This is a genomic window from Aquimarina gracilis, assembly GCF_035285365.1.
Taxonomy (GTDB): Bacteria; Bacteroidota; Bacteroidia; order Flavobacteriales; family Flavobacteriaceae; genus Aquimarina; species Aquimarina gracilis.
Map to the genome: position 1 here is coordinate 266,110 of NZ_JAYKLX010000002.1, position 18,904 is coordinate 285,013.

19 protein-coding genes are annotated in these 18,904 nt (G+C 34.6%); 9 read left to right on the forward strand and 10 right to left on the reverse strand.

Going from position 1 to position 18,904, the window contains the following annotated elements:
- Positions 1-11: 11 nt before the first annotated feature.
- Positions 12-281 (reverse strand): hypothetical protein, encoded by a 270-nt coding sequence (locus tag U6A24_RS04135; RefSeq protein ID WP_324178676.1) that lies wholly within the window; start codon positions 279-281, stop codon positions 12-14.
- Positions 282-557: 276 nt separating this feature from the next.
- Positions 558-1,280, reverse strand: coding sequence for a tetratricopeptide repeat protein (locus U6A24_RS04140; protein ID WP_324178677.1), 723 nt, complete (start codon positions 1,278-1,280; stop codon positions 558-560).
- A gap of 195 nt (positions 1,281-1,475) precedes the next feature.
- Here U6A24_RS04140 and U6A24_RS04145 point away from each other — a divergent pair, with 195 nt between their 5' ends.
- On the forward strand, positions 1,476-1,637 hold the full coding sequence (locus U6A24_RS04145) for a hypothetical protein (protein ID WP_324178678.1): 162 nt from the start codon (positions 1,476-1,478) through the stop codon (positions 1,635-1,637).
- Between the two features lie 59 nt (positions 1,638-1,696).
- On the opposite strand, the gene U6A24_RS04150 is transcribed toward U6A24_RS04145, so the two are convergent.
- On the reverse strand, positions 1,697-5,149 hold the full coding sequence (locus tag U6A24_RS04150; RefSeq protein ID WP_324178679.1) for a pyruvate carboxylase: 3,453 nt from the start codon (positions 5,147-5,149) through the stop codon (positions 1,697-1,699).
- 260 nt (positions 5,150-5,409) lie between these two features.
- Between U6A24_RS04150 and U6A24_RS04155 the strand changes: the two genes are divergently transcribed.
- On the forward strand, positions 5,410-6,258 hold the full coding sequence (locus U6A24_RS04155; protein ID WP_324178680.1) for a hypothetical protein: 849 nt from the start codon (positions 5,410-5,412) through the stop codon (positions 6,256-6,258).
- A gap of 65 nt (positions 6,259-6,323) precedes the next feature.
- Here the strand turns inward: U6A24_RS04155 and U6A24_RS04160 are convergent, their stop codons facing one another.
- The 7 genes from U6A24_RS04160 to U6A24_RS04190 all read right to left on the reverse strand — a co-directional run bounded on the left by U6A24_RS04160 (position 6,324) and on the right by U6A24_RS04190 (position 12,355).
- Positions 6,324-7,457, reverse strand: a complete 1,134-nt coding sequence (locus U6A24_RS04160; protein ID WP_324178681.1) for a TRAP transporter substrate-binding protein — start codon at positions 7,455-7,457, stop codon at positions 6,324-6,326.
- Between the two features lie 6 nt (positions 7,458-7,463).
- Positions 7,464-8,810, reverse strand: a complete 1,347-nt coding sequence (locus tag U6A24_RS04165; RefSeq protein ID WP_324178682.1) for a TRAP transporter large permease — start codon at positions 8,808-8,810, stop codon at positions 7,464-7,466.
- A 2-nt stretch (positions 8,811-8,812) separates the two neighbouring features.
- Positions 8,813-9,313 carry a TRAP transporter small permease subunit gene (locus U6A24_RS04170; protein WP_324178683.1) on the reverse strand — a complete coding sequence of 167 codons (501 nt, stop codon included), beginning with the start codon at positions 9,311-9,313 and terminating at the stop codon, positions 8,813-8,815.
- 122 nt (positions 9,314-9,435) lie between these two features.
- Entirely contained in the window at positions 9,436-10,197 is a 762-nt protein-coding gene (gene yaaA, locus U6A24_RS04175; protein WP_324178684.1) for a peroxide stress protein YaaA, read from the reverse strand.
- 174 nt (positions 10,198-10,371) lie between these two features.
- Positions 10,372-10,563, reverse strand: coding sequence for a cold-shock protein (locus U6A24_RS04180; RefSeq protein WP_066314082.1), 192 nt, complete (start codon positions 10,561-10,563; stop codon positions 10,372-10,374).
- 138 nt (positions 10,564-10,701) lie between these two features.
- On the reverse strand, positions 10,702-11,751 hold the full coding sequence (locus U6A24_RS04185) for an RluA family pseudouridine synthase (RefSeq protein WP_324178685.1): 1,050 nt from the start codon (positions 11,749-11,751) through the stop codon (positions 10,702-10,704).
- Between the two features lie 10 nt (positions 11,752-11,761).
- Positions 11,762-12,355, reverse strand: coding sequence for a PASTA domain-containing protein (locus tag U6A24_RS04190; RefSeq protein ID WP_324178686.1), 594 nt, complete (start codon positions 12,353-12,355; stop codon positions 11,762-11,764).
- A gap of 232 nt (positions 12,356-12,587) precedes the next feature.
- On the opposite strand from U6A24_RS04190, the gene U6A24_RS04195 reads away from it, so the two are divergent.
- From U6A24_RS04195 to U6A24_RS04225, 7 genes are all read left to right on the forward strand, one after another.
- Entirely contained in the window at positions 12,588-13,574 is a 987-nt protein-coding gene (locus U6A24_RS04195; RefSeq protein WP_324178687.1) for a D-alanine--D-alanine ligase, read from the forward strand.
- Positions 13,575-13,680: 106 nt separating this feature from the next.
- Positions 13,681-14,136 (forward strand): pantetheine-phosphate adenylyltransferase, encoded by a 456-nt coding sequence (gene coaD, locus U6A24_RS04200; protein ID WP_324178688.1) that lies wholly within the window; start codon positions 13,681-13,683, stop codon positions 14,134-14,136.
- A gap of 9 nt (positions 14,137-14,145) precedes the next feature.
- On the forward strand, positions 14,146-14,535 hold the full coding sequence (locus tag U6A24_RS04205) for a VOC family protein (RefSeq protein ID WP_324178689.1): 390 nt from the start codon (positions 14,146-14,148) through the stop codon (positions 14,533-14,535).
- Between the two features lie 68 nt (positions 14,536-14,603).
- A complete protein-coding gene (locus U6A24_RS04210) occupies positions 14,604-16,004 on the forward strand; it encodes a DUF1800 domain-containing protein (protein ID WP_324178690.1) in 1,401 nt (466 codons plus the stop codon).
- 11 nt (positions 16,005-16,015) lie between these two features.
- Positions 16,016-17,209 carry a DUF1501 domain-containing protein gene (locus U6A24_RS04215; protein WP_324178691.1) on the forward strand — a complete coding sequence of 398 codons (1,194 nt, stop codon included), beginning with the start codon at positions 16,016-16,018 and terminating at the stop codon, positions 17,207-17,209.
- Positions 17,210-17,322: 113 nt separating this feature from the next.
- Positions 17,323-17,781 carry a GyrI-like domain-containing protein gene (locus tag U6A24_RS04220; RefSeq protein ID WP_324178692.1) on the forward strand — a complete coding sequence of 153 codons (459 nt, stop codon included), beginning with the start codon at positions 17,323-17,325 and terminating at the stop codon, positions 17,779-17,781.
- A 240-nt stretch (positions 17,782-18,021) separates the two neighbouring features.
- Positions 18,022-18,843 (forward strand): class I SAM-dependent methyltransferase, encoded by an 822-nt coding sequence (locus U6A24_RS04225; RefSeq protein ID WP_324178693.1) that lies wholly within the window; start codon positions 18,022-18,024, stop codon positions 18,841-18,843.
- Positions 18,844-18,904 lie beyond the last annotated feature (61 nt).

The following is an 18,904-nucleotide window of genomic DNA, read 5'->3' on the forward strand; positions in this document are numbered from 1 at the left end:
TTTATTTTGTATTATGCCCAATCCTCGATTGGACCACCGCCACCGCTACCACCACCGCACTGACGAGCGTTGCTAATTATAGCTGGGTAATTCAATAAACAATATTGACTTGCCCCTGATGGTTGTGTAGCGCGTTTTGTACTACAATTACAATTAAATCTACAACTTCCCAAGTGAAAAAAAGGAGGGCAACCTCCTCTGGATCCTCCTCCAGAAATAGATTTTTGTTCGCTTCTACTAATTTGTTGAGTCCCTTCTAGGTTTAAGAGTTTTTTTAACATAACAAAATGATTAAAAATTAATAATCCTTGAAATTTAAAGACACCAAGGTTTGCGTCTATCATAATTATTTAAGTGGATTAATAAATAATATATATGCAATGCTAATAGCTATGCACTCTAAGGGCGCATAGTAAAATAAGGTAGGAACTCAAATATAAGTAAAATTTCAGAAATTTTATTTGATCAACACATTATTAACATAACTACATCATACTTTACATTGACATATTTTTATCACGCTTAGTTTTGTTGCAGATAAGATGAAGCTTTCATTATTAAGATTCAGCTAATAGCTTTTTGGTATTTTTTATAACTTCTCGATATTTGACTCGATTCGTTTTGGTCATATGCTGGGATTCAGAAATAATCTCAGACAAAATTTCTTTTGCGCTTCCATGCTTCCCCTTTTCAATAAAGAATTGTGCTAATCTGTACCTTTCTGCATAATTAGAATATCGCTGATCTATTTTTCGTAATTGCTCTTCTGCTTTTTCTGATTGTCCCAATTCCTCTAAAGCTAAACCATAAAAGAATTGACTTTTAGAACCATTAAAATCTGGTTTGGCATCAATCTTTTCAGCATAAAAGATTACTTTATTATAATCCTCAATTTCAGAATACGCTTTGATTAACTTTTTGATTACTCCAAAATTGTTACTGTAACTGCCGTTTAATGCTGTTTCAAATTCGTCTATTGCATTGGTATAGTCGCCAGATTCAAATAAAGCATCAGCCAAATTAACTCGGTTCTGAAATGTATCTGCAAAATCTAACTGTTTTTGTAAATCTTTAATCTTTTTTGAAGGATTTACAATGTTTATAATTTCATCCTGCGCTATATCCAGGTCTTTTTTATTAAATACTTGGGTAAGCAAATAGATGATACTACCTATGACAGGCAAAAAAATGATCACAAAGAACCAATAATAATCTTTTCTATTCTTAATTGCGTGATAAACACAGAACCCCTGCAAAGCAATAATTAAAAAATATGGCATAGAAACAAAAATAAAAACAATATTAAAATTGATGGAGGTAATATATCACAAAATTCCTAAATATCATTTAGGAGAACGTATTCAAAAACGATAGTTGAACTCTTTTTTGTTTTGGGTTAAGTTTAACGAATAGCTAAGAAAAACTAACATTTGTTCGTTTTATCTTTAAAAGATTATTAATCAAAATATAGTATCATGAAAAAGAAGAATTTAAAAAAATTATCGTTTGACAAAAATGTGATTTCCAATCTGAATTTAAAGAAAGTAACTGGTGGTCAACTCAGTATTCAAAGTATACAGGGTGCTGCGCCAACATGCACATCAAGCGCTAATGGCCAATGTAATCTTGCCTGTTAATAACTAATTTATAAGAGAAAACCGCCAATGTAATCTAGGCGGTTTTCTTAATACTATATTTATTTGAGAGTAACCACCAAATCATCTGCTTCTACCATCGTTCCTGGTTTCAGAATTATTTTTTTAATTATCGAATCTTCATTGGCGGTAATAGTAGTTTCCATTTTCATAGCTTCAATAATAAACAAAGGTTCATTCTTTTTAACTTCTTGTCCGGCTTTCACCAATACTGAAGATAACGACCCTTGTAATGGGGCTCCGATTTGTTTTGTATCTGCTTTGTCAACCTTTGCATGCACAACTTTATCCACTGTAATAGAAGCATCTTGCACCTCAACATTACGGGTCTGACCATTAATCTTGAAGAATACGGTAACTTTCCCTTCTTCATTGGGATCTCCCACCGAGATTAATTGTACAAGTAGTGTTTTCCCCTGATCAAGTTGAACTATTATTTCTTCTCCCGGGGTCATCCCATAAAAGAAGTTTTTTGTAGGAATATTCATTACATTACCATACTTCAAATGGTGATTGTATGCCCCGGTAAATACTTTTGGATATAGTTTATATGACAAGAAATCTGTTATATCTAACGCTCTACCCATTCCCTTTTTGAAAACTTTTTCGAACTCTTTAAATTCCGTTTCAAAATCTACGGGTTCAAGATGAGCGTTGGGTCTATTTGTAAAAGGTTTTTGATCCTTTAAAACTGATTTTTGTAGTGCCTTAGGAAAACCTCCTACAGGTTGACCAAGTTCTCCTTTGAAAAGACTTACTACAGACTGTGGAAAAGAAATAGTTTCACCTCTTTCTTTTACATCTTCGATAGTTAAATTATTACTAACCAAGTATTGCGCCATATCTCCCACTACTTTAGAGCTTGGAGTCACCTTAACGATATCGCCAAATAATTCGTTTACTTCGCCATACATTCTAGTAATTTCATGAAAACGATCGGCCAAACCAAGTCCTTGCGCCTGAGGTTTAAGATTAGAATATTGTCCTCCGGGAATTTCATGTTGATATACCTCTCCCGTTCCTGCTTTGAGACCCGATTCGAATACATAATAATACTCTCTTACCGCTTCCCAATAGTTTGAGTATTCATTAAGTTTTGGAATGTCGACCACATTTTCTCTTTCATGGAACTTCAACATTTCCACAACAGCATTGAAGTTTGGTTGTGCTGTTAGTCCCGAAAGCCCTCCTAGTGCAACATCTACCACATCTACACCTGCTTCTATTGCTTTTAAATATGTTGCCGACTGCACAGAAGATGTATCATGTGTATGTAGGTGAATAGGAATATTAATCTCAGATTTTAATGCCGAAACAAGCTCATACGCTGCATAAGGTTTTAACAAACCAGCCATATCTTTAATTCCAATAATATGAGCTCCTGCATTTTCAATATCCTTCGCTAATTGCACATAATACTCCAGGGTATATTTTGTTCTTTTTGGGTCCAAAATATCTCCCGTATAACATAATGAACCTTCGGCAAGACCCTGCGTTCTAGTTCGCACATGTTCAATACAAGGTGCTATTGATTCCATCCAGTTAAGTGAATCAAAGATTCTAAAAACATCTACACCATTTTCCCAAGATTGTTCTACGAATTTGCCTACCAAATTATCCGGATAAGCTGTGTATCCAACTCCATTAGAACCACGAATCAGCATTTGAAGCAATAAGTTTGGCATTGCTTTTCGCAACGCTCTAAGTCGTTCCCATGGGTTTTCTCTAAGGAATCGCAAACAAACATCAAACGTAGCACCTCCCCATACTTCCATACTAAATACTTCGGGATGGTTTTTGGCAAATCCTTCGGCTACCTTAAGCATATCATAGCTGCGCATTCTGGTTGCCAAAAGACTTTGATGAGCATCTCGCATTGTGGTATCGGTAAAATGAACTTTTTTTTCATTTTTAAGCCATTGAGCAAACTGCTCTGGCCCCAACTCTGTTAAAAGGTTTTTTGTTCCTTTCGGAAATGCTCCATTCTCTTCAAACTTGGGTATTACGGGTTCTACAAAGGTCTTGGTAGGATCAATTTTCTTAACATCTGGATTACCATTTACGATAACGTCTCCTAAAAAGTTTACAAGCTTTGTAGCCCTGTTTCTAGATTCTCTAATTTTAAAGAGTTCTTTGGTATCTCTAATAAAATTAACGGTTACTTCTCCTTTTCTGAAAGTTTCATGCTGTAAGATATTATCAAGGAAAGGCATATTTGTTTTCACCCCTCTGATTCTAAACTCTGAAAGGGCTCTTCGCATTTTTCGGCACGCTCCGTCCAAGGTTCTACTATTTGCAGAAATCTTTACCAACATTGAATCAAAAAATGGAGAGATTGTTACGCCTTGATAAACGCTACCCGCGTCCAAGCGAATTCCAAAACCAGACGCACTACGATAGGTAGTAATCGTACCATAATCTGGCTTAAAGTTATTCTCTGGGTCTTCTGTAGTAATTCTACATTGCAGAGCATACCCAGTTGTTTTTAAACTTTCCTGGCTTTCTATTTTAATTTGTTTATCCGATAATTTGTAACCTCCCGCAATAAATATTTGGGTTTTAATTAGATCTATACCTGTTACAATTTCGGTTACCGTGTGTTCTACTTGAACTCGTGGATTTACCTCAATGAAATAAATACTTCCATCATCATCAACCAAAAACTCTACTGTACCAATATTATTATACTCTACTGCTTTACATATGGTAAGTGCATACTTATACAAATCATCGAGAATATCTTGAGAAACTCCATAGGATGGAGCATACTCTATTACTTTCTGATAACGTCGTTGCACAGAACAATCCCTTTCAAAAAGATGCACCATATTACCATGATGATCGGCTACAATTTGTATTTCTATATGCTTTGGATTTTCTACGAATTTCTCTAGAAAAACAGTATCGTCACCAAAAGCATTAAGGGCTTCTCTTCTAGATTCGGGGAAAGCCTTTTCAAGCTCCTCTGCGTTTCTAATTACACGCATTCCTCGGCCTCCTCCGCCTGAAGCTGCTTTAAGCATCACAGGGAAACCAATTCGTTTGGCCTCTTTTAAGGCTATTTTAATGTCATGTAGCTCTTCCTTATTGCTTTGAATAATGGGAATATCATTATCGATAGCTACTTTTTTGGCCGTTATCTTATCTCCCAAAGAACGTAATACGGACACTTTGGGTCCGATGAAAATTATATCGTTTTCCTTACATTTTTGAGCAAAATTGGCATTTTCTGAAAGAAAACCATACCCTGGATGAATGGCATCAACATTATTCTTTTTTGCAACTTTTATAATTGCATCAATATTTAAATATGGTTTTAGGGGTTCATTGTTTTCACCTATCTGATACGCTTCATCTGCTTTATATCTATGTAAAGAATATCGATCCTCATAGGTGTATACACCCACTGTTTGTAATCCAATTTCTGTACAAGCTCTAAAAATTCGGATTGCGATCTCACCTCTGTTGGCGACTAAAACCTTTTTAATTTGCATATTTAAAATTTTGAGTTTAGAACACTTTTAGCGAACATTCGCTGCGAAGATATTGATAAGAAATATTCTTTGCAATAGTATATTCAAAATATATAAATTTTATTCTTTAGGAATGTGACCGCCTTTTCGAAAAAAATTACATTCTAACATAATCTTAACAAAAATTAACGCTGTAAATCATAAGATTCTTTACCTGTAAACCGTTGTAATAGAAGAAATAGCAATCTGAACAATATTTATTCACAATTAAATTATCAAGTATGAAAAACAGAGTTATCGCTTTTTTAAGCATCTTAATGGTATCAAGCACTTTTTTAATAAGTTGCCAGGATGATGATAACGATCCGCAGGTTCCAACAACACAAGTAACCACATCAAAGCAATTTGAAGAAGTTGAAGCTGCAAACACCGAAATCACCACTACGGTAGAAACTGTATTTGGAAGCGAATCTGGTTTTTTACCTGCTACTGGTAAGTTTGCAAACAAAATGCCCGATTGTGCTACAATCACTTCTGAAGTAATCGATTCTACACGTACTATTGTCATAGATTTTGGAGATGGATGTGAAGTAAACGGAGAAACAATCTCTGGTAGTATTCGCATGAGTTTTGCCATTGAATTGGATGGTGAGAATAAGGCTCTAATCTCGTATAGTCTTGAAAACTTTGTATACAATGATATTACAGTATCTGGTAGTGCTACAACTACATTTACATTCAACAATAATATGACAGATGGATCATATAGCTCTAATTATGCCACAACCTCTGATTTTACATTCGCGTGGGCAGATGGAATGACAGCAACAAGTCAAACCAATTTTAGTAACGAGACTTTCTTTAACATCAATCCAGACAACCCAGAAGAATTCGAATATTACTCTTTAAATTCTGGAAGTAGTTCTACAACTTTTAGCAACGGAGATATCTATTCTGTAGAAATCACTACTCCCCTTCGCAATGAAAGAGGTTGTGCTTACATAGTAAGCGGAGCAATTGTAACCAATGAAAATAGTGAAACAACTACTTTGGATTTTGGTGATGGAGAGTGCGATAATATTGCCATTCAAACCGATGGAGATGGTAATGAAACCACTATTGAATTATAGTAAATAGTAAAGGGGTTAATAAAGTAAAAAACCGTTTCAGAATCCTGGAACGGTTTTTTTTATTGTTATTCTTGAATTTTATTGTAGTATGCCTTTTCGGTCACTTCTGACCATTTGGAAATTCTTTTTTGAAAATTAGAGTAGCTTTCATACACTTCTTTTGACAAAGGATCATCACCAATCATTTCTTGCAATGCTTCTTTGGTATATCCTCGTAAAGCATCCAAAGTTTCTTTTGAAAACTCACGTATTTGTACACCTTCTTCATTAACCAATTTATCGAGATAAATTCCATTTTGTCTATCAAATTCGGATAATACCCAAACTTGTGCTCGTTTTGAAGCAGCTTGTAATACCGCCTGAAGATGTGGTGGTAATCCATTGTATAAATTCTTATTTATAAAAAACTCTAATTGCGATCCTGTTTCATGCCAACCAGGTGTATAATAGTACTTGGCAATTTTATGAAACCCCATTTTATAATCATGATATGGTCCAATCCATTCTGTCGCATCAATTACACCTCGCTCCAAGCTAGTATAGACTTCGCTTCCGGCAACAAGAACTGCAGCCCCCCCAGCCTTTTCAAGAACTTTACCTCCAATTCCTGGTAATCGCATTTTGAGCCCTTTAAAGTCTTCTATAGAATTGATCTCTCTATTAAACCATCCTCCCATCTGAACACCTGTATTCCCCCCCATAAAAGGCACAAGATTAAACTTGGCATAGGTTTTTTTCCATAATTCGTACCCTCCTCCTGTTTCTAACCATGAAGTGATTTGCTGGCTATTCATTCCAAAAGGAACGGCTGCAAAGAATTGTGCTGCCGGAGTTTTTCCTGCCCAGTAATACGCTGCTCCACACCCCATCTCTATGCTTCCCTGTGATACCGCATCAAAAGCTTCTAAAGGTGGTACTAACTCTCCTCCTCCATAGACTTTAATCTTAATTTGTCCATTTGACAATTCATCAACCCACTCTGCATATTTCTCTGCAACCTCTCCCACAACAGGGAAATTGGGTGGCCAGGTAGTGGTCATCTTCCAATAAAACACTTTATCCGGCTTACTTACATCATAAGAATTAGTATTCCTCATACTGGCCGGTGGATCTCCTAAACAAGACGAAAACAACAGGATTATAAGTGCTGGTAAAAATAATCCTGGAATTACATCTCTTTTCATTCTAAACAGCTTCATACTTCTTTATTTTGATATAAAAATAATTTCAGGAAAAAATACTACAATCCCAACGATTATTAATTGAATAACAATGAATGGAATAATTCCTTTATAAATTTGACTGGTTTTCACACTTTCGGGCGCTACTCCTTTCAGATAAAATAAAGCAAATCCGAAAGGTGGAGTCAAAAATGAGGTTTGTAAGTTTAGGGCAATTAAAATCCCGACCCATAACATATCCATCCCAAAGGCATTGAACAATGGAGTTACTACGGGAACTATTATAAAAACGATTTCAATAAAATCAATAAAAAACCCTGCAATAAAAATTACAACCATTACCAATAACAAAAACAGTAATGGTGATAAATTTGATGATATAATCAATTCCTGAAGATAAGAGTCTCCACCAAGGGTTCGAAACACCAGGGTAAAAGTTGTAGCTCCCAAAAGAATAAAAAACACCATTGAAGTTAATTTTGTAGTTTCTTTGGCAACCTCTTTAAGGATTTTAAGAGAAAATTTCTTCTGAATAATCGTCAATATTGTTGCTCCTATTGCTCCAATGGCCGAGGCTTCTGTAGGAGAAGCTACTCCTGTGAAAATAGAGCCTAAAACAAGTACAATTAATAATATAGGTAGAAACAACACCTTGAGAATCTTTGAAACAAACTTTTCCCCTCGAAATTCTTTAATTTCATCTGCTGGAATACTGGGCGCATCTTCTTTATGAATAAAAGATTTAATCAAGATATAAATGATGTATAAAATCACCAATATAATTCCCGGCAGTAAAGCCGCAGAAAACAATGCCCCTACGTCTACTGAGGCAGCACCTCGTGATGAGCTATTAATAGTATCTGCCAACAGTACCAATACAATTGATGGCGGGATTATTTGTCCCAAGGTACCCGATGAAGCAATCACTCCTGTAGCGAGCTCTGTTTTGTACCCACGTTTAAGCATGGTTGGCAAACTAATTAATCCCATTGTAACTACAGTTGCACCAACGATTCCTGTTGAAGCAGCCAATAAGGCTCCTACAATGACTACCGAAATGGCCAGTCCTCCTCGTACGCTGCCAAACATCATCGCCATGGTTTCTAATAAACTTTGCGCCAGTCCGGATTTTTCAAGCATTATACCCATAAATATGAATAATGGCACTGCCATAAGCACATAGTTATTCACCACTCCCATTATTCTTGAAGGAAGTAAATAAAATGTAGACATCTGAAAAACTTCTGGAGCAAAAATAGATACTCCATAAGCAAAAGCTACAGAAATACCACCCAACGTAAAAGCTACTGGATACCCTCTAAGGATAAGAATGAATATAATTACAAATAATACGATTGCTAAATATTCCATACCTAATCCTTATTAAAAATAGTTTGCATAGCTTTAAGCATATGTGATATCCCTTGAAGTAAAAGAAAGAGAAAACCTAATGTTATACAAAACTTGAGTACATATAATGCGGGAAGTCCCCCAGCTTGCGGTGAATTTTCACCAATTAAATAAGAAGATAATCCATAATACCATGAAGAAACAATAACTACATAACACCAGGGAATTAATAAAATGGCACCTCCCAGTAGGTCTATCCACGCTTTTCCTTTATTTGAAAGCTTGCTATAAAAGATATCTACCCGAACATGTTTATCATATTTGAAAGTATATCCCGAGGCTAACAAAAACATCATTCCGAACAGATAAATTTCTACCTCGATCATCCAAACATAAGTGAACTTAAAAATGTAGCGAATAACTACATCCAACCCTATAACTATAGCCAATAAAGCAGCAACCCAGCTTACAGCTGTCCCTATTTTCTCACCAATCCAATCCAGGAAATTGATAATTTTTTGCATGTACTAATGTATCTGTTTTTAAACTAGGGTTGAAGATACTAAAATTAGGTACATATAACAGAAAGAGATGTGCAAAGCACATCCCTTTATTATTTTTAAAACTTATAGCAAATCAAAGTTAGTTATCTAATAAACACCAATTCATTAGGTTTAGTAGTATGCTCTTCGCTAAAACCATATCCCTCGTAATTGAACCCTTTAAGATCTTCGATGGTTTCTGCCCCAGTATCAATAATATATCTCACCATCATTCCTCTAGCTTTTTTTGCAAAAAAGCTAATCATCTTAAGTTTATCTCCTTTCCAATCTTTAAACTGTGGAGTAATTACAGGTACTTTTAAAGTTTTAGTATCAACCGCACTGAAGTATTCATTACTAGCAAGATTTACAAACAATTCATTATCTACTAATTCTTCATTCAATTTTGCTGTTACAGTCTTCTTCCAGAATTCATAAAGATTATTTTTTCGACCTACTTTTAATTTTGTTCCCATCTCAAGACGATACGGCTGGATTAAATCCAAGGGTTTTAAAATCCCGTATAAACCAGATAATATTCTCAACGTATCTTGTAACACATCTAATTTGTCTTCAGGAATTGTATACGCATCCAATCCAATATATACATCACCATTAAATGCATATACAGCTTGTCTCGCATTTTCTGGTGTAAATGGTAATGCAAACTCTTGGTTACGTTGCCAGTTAAGCTGTGCCAACTTATCACTTATCCCCATCAAATCAGAAAGTTTTTTTGGGCTCTTTTTCTGAAGCGCAGTATTTAATTTTTCAGCCTCTGCCAAAAATGCGGGTTCTGTATATTGTTTTGTAGGTAATGCTGTTTCAAAATCCAAAGATTTGGCAGGGGATATTACAATTTTCATGTGTTCAATACTTTTTCTCAAAAATACAATAGTGTATCGAAAATTAAAATATACAACTGTATTTCTTGTCTATTAGGGTATTAACAAAAGTTATTCTTTTTTACTTTTTTAACAAATAAAAAAAGCCTATCGCAATCGATAGGCTTGTACTTAAAAAAATTAATGTTGTATCTATTAAATCACTTTAACATTTACTGCGTTTAATCCTTTTTTACCTTCTTTTAGGTCAAACTCTACTTCATCTCCTTCACGAACTTCGTCGATTAATCCAGAAATGTGTACAAAGTGATCTTTGTTTGATCCTTCTTCTGTAATGAATCCAAATCCTTTGGAGTCATTGAAAAATTTTACTGTTCCTTTATTCATTATAAAATATTAAAGCGCGAAGGTAGTGTTATTTCCTTAGGAAACACTATTAATTTCAAAATAAAGTTATTAGTAACTATAATATAATATTCAAAAAACAATAAAATAACACAAAAACAGACAGCAGAATCCAGTAATCTATTGGTCTTCCAGCTGGTTCTTGGCATAATTCCTCCATCGGTCAACACATTGCTGCATATCCTCAGGGATTGAAGTCTCAAAATGCATTTTTTCTCCGGTAACGGGATGTTCAAAACCAAGTGTTCTGGCGTGCAAAGCTTGTCTAGGAAGTATTTTAAAACAATTTTCTACAAATTGTTTGTATTTGGTAAAAGTGGTGCCTTTAAGTATTTTTTCTCCACCGTAGCGTTCATCATTAAAAAGTGTATGACCAATATGTTTCATGTGCACCCTTATCTGATGGGTTCTACCCGTTTCCAATTTACACGACACCAAGGTTACATACCCCAAGCGTTCGATTACTTTATAATGAGTAACGGCAGGTTTCCCTTTGTATGCTTCATCTCCTTCAAAAACCGTGTTTTGTAGTCTATTTTTGGGATGACGACCTATATTTCCCTCAACAGTACCTTCATCTTCTTCTACATTACCCCAAACAATAGCCACATATTCACGCTCACTAGTTTTATCAAAAAACTGTTTTGCCAGGTGGGTCATGGCATCCTCGGTTTTGGCAATTACCAGTAAGCCACTAGTATCTTTATCTATGCGATGTACCAAACCTGGTCGATCACTACTGTTATTAGGTAAATTATCAAAATGATAAATCAATGCATTGATTAGTGTACCAGCGTAATTTCCATGTCCGGGATGTACGACCATTCCTGCAGGTTTATTAACTACAAGCAAGGCATCATCTTCATATACAATGTTTAATGGAATATTTTCGGGTGTTAAAAGATTCTCATAAGGAGGATGAGCAAACAATACTCGTACCACATCATTTGGCTTGACCTTATGATTAGATTTTACGGCAACATCATTTACAAACACACTCCCATTTTTGGCAGCTTGTTGTATTTTATTGCGCGTGGCGTTTTCGACAAAATTCATCAAAAACTTATCAACACGCAGAGGGATCTGACCAGCTCCGGCTACAAAACGATAATGTTCATAGAGATCATCTCCTGTGGTATCAAAATCTTCGGTATCCAAGTTCTCTTCCAAAGCTTAGGTTTTAATTGGACAGATTTAATTTTAATCCCTTACCGTCTCCTACTACAAGGTCAATTGTAGAAGTCTTCATAAGCATGGTTCCAGGCTTTAAGTTCTTTCCATTATGCCTCAATTCAAGAACCTGATCAGACATGTTGGGTTTGTATGTAACCGTTCCTATCTTGAAACCCAAAGCAATTAATTTTGGTTCTGCCTGCCTGCGCGTTTGCAGTACCACATTGGGAACCTCTATTTTTCGATATCCCGAAGGATTAAGTGTTACGTAGATTTTTCGATTTTCTTTTACTTCACTTCCTGCGGAAGGATTTTGTTCTATTACAGAGTATCTTGGATAATCTGGATTAAAATTAGCCGAATCCTGAACTTCAAAACGTAAATCTTTTTCTGTGAGAATTTTTTCTACCTCATCCAAATTCTTTTTACTCAAACTTGGCACAACAATACGTTGATGATGATTTGTAGTACTCTCCAACCACTCTAAAGCTACATACGAAAGTATAACAACCATTGCAATTGCTATTACTAATTGTATCAAGAATATTTTACTATAAACAAATTTGAAAAGTCCTTTAAAGAAATTGATAACTGCATTCATAAATACGCGCATAATTTGGACAAATATATAAAAACGGAAGGTTTTAAGCTTTTGACACTTTTTAAATTTTATAATACATTAATCTATAAACAATTAAAACATTAAAAAAGTGTGTGATTAACTAACATAATTACTTAAAGGACCTAATATTGGACTTAAATAAATGATTTTTAAATTTCTGAATACTCGTTTCTTTTGATATAAATGATATTTTTGTTTCAAAAGCGTTTCGATGAAAAAAAATATTGCCATTTTAATGGGAGGATATTCAAGCGAATTTGAAATCTCTATCCAAAGTGGAAATGTCGTTTATAAGTATATTGATAGAGATCAATACAACCCATACAGAATACATATTACCAAAGAAAGTTGGTTTTATGTAGATGATCACGATCAAAAATTTCCAATCGATAAAAATGATTTTTCACTTACATTAAATGGTTCTAAAATTACATTTGATGCGGCATTTAATATTGTTCATGGCACCCCGGGAGAAGATGGTATTTTACAAGCCTATTTCGAACTAATTGGGATCCCCCAAACCGCTTGTGACTTTTATCAGGCTGCACTTACTTTTAATAAAAGAGATTGTATAAGCGCTTTAAAACCATACGGAATCCCTACTGCCACTAATTACTTTCTAAACAAAGGAGATAAAATTGATCCCGAAACTATTTTGAGTACTGTAGGATTACCATGTTTTGTAAAGGCCAATAAGGCCGGTAGTAGTTATGGCGTTTCTAAAGTTAAGACGCAAGCAGAACTTATCCCGGCAATTGAACTAGCCTATAAAGAAGATGATGAAATCATAATCGAATCTTTTTTGAGTGGTACCGAAGTATCGGTTGGAGTGATTACTTACGAAGGAGAAGACACCGTATTACCTATTACCGAAATTGTGTCTGAAAATGAATTCTTCGACTATGAAGCCAAATATTTAGGTAAATCTCAAGAGATAACTCCAGCACGTTTATCTGAAGAAGACACAGAAAAAGTAAAAGCACTCGCATTGCGAGTTTATCAGATATTAAAAATGAAAGGTTTTTCTAGAAGTGAATACATTTTTCATAATGGAGAACCTCATTTTATTGAAATGAATACTAATCCAGGTTTTAGTGAAGCTAGTATTTTACCACAACAAGCACGTGCTGCGGGCATTAGTATTAAAGACCTATTAACTAATACTATTGAAGAGGCTATCTTGAGTAGTGAGAAGTGAAAAATCTGCTTTTTGGATTTAAAAAAATAATCTTTCATTAGAAATCTAAATTCGTAATTCTTAAATTCATTTATATCTTTGTAACCACACCAATCACCAATAACTCATGAGAAGAGCAGTTTTCCCTGGATCATTCGACCCCATTACCTTAGGACACTATGATATTATCGAAAGAAGTCTTACGCTCTTTGATGAGATTATTATAGCTATTGGGATCAACGCCGATAAAAAATATATGTTCTCTCTTGAAGAACGAAAACAATTTATTGAAGAAGCTTTCAAAGGTGAATCAAAAATAAAGGTTATGACCTATAAGGGCCTCACTGTAGATTTTTGTAAACAACAAAACGCCAATTTCATTCTTCGAGGGCTTAGAAACCCTGCAGATTTCGAGTTTGAAAAAGCTATTGCGCATACCAACAGAAAAATGTCTGAAATTGAAACTGTTTTCCTATTAACCTCATCAGGAAAAAGCTATATTTCTTCTTCAATAGTACGTGATGTGCTTAGAAATGGTGGTGATGTTTCAGGATTGGTTCCAGATACCGTTAAAGCAAAATAAAAGTCACCCATGCAGCGTAAAATTGGTGCAATTACCCTTGTTGTTAAAGATTATGACGAAGCCATTCGGTTTTATGTTGAAAAACTAGGTTTTATTCTTGTTGAAGACACCAAATTAGACGACAAGAAACGTTGGGTTTTGGTAACTCCTTCAGGTCATACAGAAACGAACATATTATTAGCCAAAGCAGATGGCCCAGAACAAGAAAAAGCTATTGGCAATCAAACCGGAGGTCGTGTTTTCCTTTTTTTGCATACCGATGATTTTTGGAGGGATTATACAAAAATGAAAAACAAAGAAGTTTCTTTTTTGGAAGAGCCAAGAGAAGAAATCTATGGTACCGTTGTTGTTTTTGAAGATTTATATGGTAATACATGGGATCTTCTTCAATTAAAGTAAGCTATAGATTTTAAATTTTAAATTAAACCTTTTACCCGAATCACAGTCTTAAAATAAACGCTGTGATTATGAGTCCCTCTTTAACAGACAAACAAATACAACATCTTTACTGGAGAATTGGTTTTGGTATTACTTCAAAAGACCTAAGAACCACAAGAACGCTTTCAAAAAATCAGATCATTGATCAATTGTTCTTAGAAAGCGAGTCATTCAAACCTTTACATATGGATTTCGGGATGTTAACAAAAAATCCCAGAGACCTTTCTCGCGAAGAACGAAAAGAATTTCGCAAACTGCGTAATCAAAAAATGAATGAACTTAATATCCAATGGCTTGATCGTCTAGTAAGTAACAAACAAGTACTTCGCGAAAAAATGACATTGTTTTTTCATGATCATTTTGCGGTACGTCTTAGAACTCCTCGAGCTTGTTTACATTTAAACAACACGATCAGAAAACATGCTTTGGGTAATTTTGGAGATATGCTTATGGAAGTTTCCAAATCACCCGCAATGCTATTATTTCTTAACAATAGACAAAATAGAAAAGACCACCCAAACGAAAATTTTGCACGCGAGGTGATGGAACTGTTTACATTGGGTAGAGATAATGGATATACTGAAACCGATATTAAAGAAGCAGCTCGAGCATTTACGGGCTGGAATTTTAATAAGACCGGTGGATTTATCTTCAAAAAAAATCATCATGATTATGGTAAAAAAACTATCCTGGGTAAAACAGGAAACTTCAACGGAGAGGATGTAATCAAAATTCTATTAAAAGAAAAACAAACTGCCAGATATCTAACCATAAAGCTGTATTCTTATATGGTGAATGAAAAAATCAACCCAGCACATGTTGATGAATTAACCACAATATTTTACAATTCGAATTACAACCTAGAAACTCTACTTAGAGCAATTATAGGTAGTGAATGGTTCTATAATTCAAGAAATATTGGTGTGAAAATAAAATCTCCGATAGAATTGATGGTAGGTCTAAGCCGCCCTTTCCAAATTAAATTTAAAAACCCAAAGGTGCTGCTTTATCTGCAACGCAAACTAAATCAAATATTATTCTTCCCACCTAATGTTGCAGGTTGGACCGGTGGAAAAGCATGGATAGATAATTCGACCCTTATGTTACGTTTAAAATTGGCTTCAGTAACACTTAACAGCGGAGTAATTGAATGGAATGAGAAGGGAGATATGCCCGAAAACATGATCATCAAGCAACAAATAATGTATCGTAACATAAAGTCTAAACTTCAGAAAAAAGTACAAGCCACTCCCAATTGGGAAACTTTTCTCACAGATCTAGAACAGAAAAAGAAAGCAGAACTCATTGATTTCTTAATTCAACCCGAATTATCTCACTCTGCACAAAATTTAGTTTCTAAGCTTGATGAGACAAACACAAAGAATTTGATAATCGAGCTATTAAGCTTACCTGAATATCAACTTTGCTAAAACCTAATTATATGGAACGTAGAGAATTTTTAAGACAATCGGTTTTTGCATCAGGAGCTGCACTAATTCCTTCTTTTTTAAAAGGAATGGAATTTCTTTCTCCAGATCAATTATCTGGATATCGAAACATAGTTATAATTCAACTCTCTGGTGGTAATGATGGTTTAAACAGTATAATCCCTATTACCAATGATATTTATCACAGGCTCAGACCAACAATCGCCAAAAAACAAACAGAAACTCTTAAGATAACAAGCGACTTGGCTTTTAATGAGAATCTAAAAGCAATAAAAGAATTATATGATCTTGGTGAAGTATCTATAATTAATAATGTTGGATACCCCAATCCCAACAGATCGCATTTCAGAAGTACGGATATCTGGCAAACGGCAAGTGATACCAACACGTATCTATCAACAGGTTGGGTAGGCCGATACCTTGATGCCAATTGCCAGCATCCGTATCAAGCCATTGAAGTAGATAATTCATTGTCTCTTGCAATGAAAGGTAACACTATGAATGGAATTGCCGTCTCGGATCCTAATCAGTTATTCAAAACTACCAGAGAACCTTTTTTTAAAAGTTTGGTATCTAATACCGAAAAAGAAATGCTTGATGAGGACAATCAAGGGTATCTTTACAAAACCATGCTAGAAACCTACTCTTCGGCTTCCTACATTTATGAGACTTCAAAAGTTTATACGACCAATATTGAATATCCTCAAAATCCATTTGCCAAAAACCTTAAAACCATAGCTGATTTTATCGCGTCCGGTCTAAAAACAAGAATTTACTATAGTTCATTAGGTGGCTTTGATAGTCATGTAAATCAATTAAACAGTCAAGACCGATTGTTAAAAGTATATTCTGAATCTGTAGGTGCTTTGGTAAAAGACCTAAAGAAAAATGATCGATTTAAAGACACATTAATCCTGACATTTTCTGAATTTGGACGAAGAGTAAAACAAAACGGAAGTCGAGGTACCGATCATGGTGCCGCAAACAATGTTATTGCCATTGGTGGATCTCTTAAAAAAGCGGGGGCTTATAACGAACTTCCCGATTTATCAAATCTCGATACGAATGGGGATATTAAATACACAATAGATTTCAGAAGTGTTTATGCTTCTATTTTGCATAATTGGTTGCAGGTAAATGACCAAAAGGTATTACATAAAGATTTTGACAAACTAAGTTTCATTTAATTCCTTTTTTGCTCAAAAAAAATAACATCCGAAAAATTAAAATCACTACTGACATACCTTTGTCATTACCTCGGTATATTTTTGGTAATATATTCATCATAAAAACCAGAAATATGACAACTAGAAAATTAAACGGGTTTCACGTTATTGGTCTTTCTGTACGCACTAGAAACGAAGATCAACATGTTACAAATGATATCCAAAACCTTTGGAACGACTTCATGAATCAAGGTATTGCCCACAAAATTCCAAATAAAATAGAAGACACTATTTTTGGAATTTATACCGACTATGAAGATGGTCCAAACGGAGATTATACCTTAATTGTGGGGTGTAAAGTAAGTAGCCTTGACAATGTACCTGAAGGAATGACAAGTACTACCATAAAAAATGGGAGTTATTCAAAATTCACGGCAAAAGGAGATGTTACCAAAGAAGCCATTCCTGAAGTTTGGGGAGAAATATGGAAAACTGATTTAAACAGAACTTTTGCTACCGATTTTGAGGTATACGATCATAGAGCCATGGATCCCACTAATGCCGAAGTAGACATTTTTGTGGGAATAGACTAATGAAAAAACAAATCAATTATTAAATCTCACAGGTTTGAAAAAGACCTATGAGATCTTTTTTTGTATGCTATCTCAAATTATGTTTACCTAGGTATATAGTGATAATTTCAACTTTAACAATATATGAAATCAATATTCACTCATAAATTTAACTTAAAACTTCCATTAAAAGATGTAAATCACAAACCAAGAAAATTTTTATTTGATACTTTAGAGTAGGAATTAAACAAATCATTAAACATGAAAATTCATGAAACTGCTTTTGTCGTATCTACCTATAGGTCCTACCATGAAGATATTAGTAAGGACGGCTATGCCAAATTATGGAATAACACGGCAACCAATGCCTTGATCCCAGATATTTTAAAAAGTGTTTCTGAGCATGAGGCTATTTTGCATAGCCTCAGAAACCGATTCTTCTATGAACGTATGAATTCTTTTTTCCAACAAAATGAGGGTGGTACTTTAGTCAATTTTGGTGCAGGATTTAGTATGTATCAATTTTCGTTTGACGATCATGTTTCTACTATAGAAATAGACAAGAAAGATATTGTTGATTATAAAAAAGAAAAAGTAGATGCCTGGATTAAAGACAATAAGCTACCGCATCGCGATATTCAATACACGGCAATCGATTTTAATCAAAATTCTGTTGATACCATGGTAAGTTCTTTGCTATCGATCCTAAAAAAAGAGCCTACTTTTATTCTAATTGAAGGCGTGGTTTTCTTCTTGGATCGTCAAACAACAAACAAGTTATTTGAGGTATTTAGACAACTTCAGAAGCCTGGTGATCTTGTAGGAGTGGTGACTTATCTTCCAGAAGTTGAAAACACCGAAGTATACAAGCGTCTTTTACATTATTTTGACAGCCATAATGATACCGGTGATTCGTTTATGCATCAAACGATTCCTGATGAATATTTCTATAAAATAAATGGATATCAGGTAAAAGAAAACACCGATGAATTCGAGATGGTAAAAATACATGTTCCCACTCATAAGATTAAGAACAGAGAAGAAATCCTTAATGAAACTATGTATATTTTGGAGAAATCATAATCTAAAAACCACCTAATAGCGCTCCACATATACCAAGCCCCACAATAAGATAAATCCCCGC

Coding starts and splice junctions, on each gene's coding strand:
- U6A24_RS04180 (WP_066314082.1), bottom strand. CDS start 10,563: ATGAATAAAGGAACAGTAAAATTTTTCAATGACTCCAAAGGATTTGGA.
- U6A24_RS04215 (WP_324178691.1), top strand. CDS start 16,016: ATGGAACGTAGAGAATTTTTAAGACAATCGGTTTTTGCATCAGGAGCT.
- U6A24_RS04155 (WP_324178680.1), top strand. CDS start 5,410: ATGAAAAACAGAGTTATCGCTTTTTTAAGCATCTTAATGGTATCAAGC.
- U6A24_RS04210 (WP_324178690.1), top strand. CDS start 14,604: ATGAGTCCCTCTTTAACAGACAAACAAATACAACATCTTTACTGGAGA.
- U6A24_RS04220 (WP_324178692.1), top strand. CDS start 17,323: ATGACAACTAGAAAATTAAACGGGTTTCACGTTATTGGTCTTTCTGTA.
- U6A24_RS04160 (WP_324178681.1), bottom strand. CDS start 7,457: ATGAAGCTGTTTAGAATGAAAAGAGATGTAATTCCAGGATTATTTTTA.
- U6A24_RS04170 (WP_324178683.1), bottom strand. CDS start 9,313: ATGCAAAAAATTATCAATTTCCTGGATTGGATTGGTGAGAAAATAGGG.
- U6A24_RS04135 (WP_324178676.1), bottom strand. CDS start 281: ATGTTAAAAAAACTCTTAAACCTAGAAGGGACTCAACAAATTAGTAGA.
- U6A24_RS04195 (WP_324178687.1), top strand. CDS start 12,588: ATGAAAAAAAATATTGCCATTTTAATGGGAGGATATTCAAGCGAATTT.
- coaD (WP_324178688.1), top strand. CDS start 13,681: ATGAGAAGAGCAGTTTTCCCTGGATCATTCGACCCCATTACCTTAGGA.
- U6A24_RS04145 (WP_324178678.1), top strand. CDS start 1,476: ATGAAAAAGAAGAATTTAAAAAAATTATCGTTTGACAAAAATGTGATT.
- U6A24_RS04225 (WP_324178693.1), top strand. CDS start 18,022: ATGAAAATTCATGAAACTGCTTTTGTCGTATCTACCTATAGGTCCTAC.
- yaaA (WP_324178684.1), bottom strand. CDS start 10,197: ATGAAAATTGTAATATCCCCTGCCAAATCTTTGGATTTTGAAACAGCA.
- U6A24_RS04205 (WP_324178689.1), top strand. CDS start 14,146: ATGCAGCGTAAAATTGGTGCAATTACCCTTGTTGTTAAAGATTATGAC.
- U6A24_RS04165 (WP_324178682.1), bottom strand. CDS start 8,810: ATGGAATATTTAGCAATCGTATTATTTGTAATTATATTCATTCTTATC.
- U6A24_RS04150 (WP_324178679.1), bottom strand. CDS start 5,149: ATGCAAATTAAAAAGGTTTTAGTCGCCAACAGAGGTGAGATCGCAATC.
- U6A24_RS04140 (WP_324178677.1), bottom strand. CDS start 1,280: ATGCCATATTTTTTAATTATTGCTTTGCAGGGGTTCTGTGTTTATCAC.
- U6A24_RS04190 (WP_324178686.1), bottom strand. CDS start 12,355: ATGAATGCAGTTATCAATTTCTTTAAAGGACTTTTCAAATTTGTTTAT.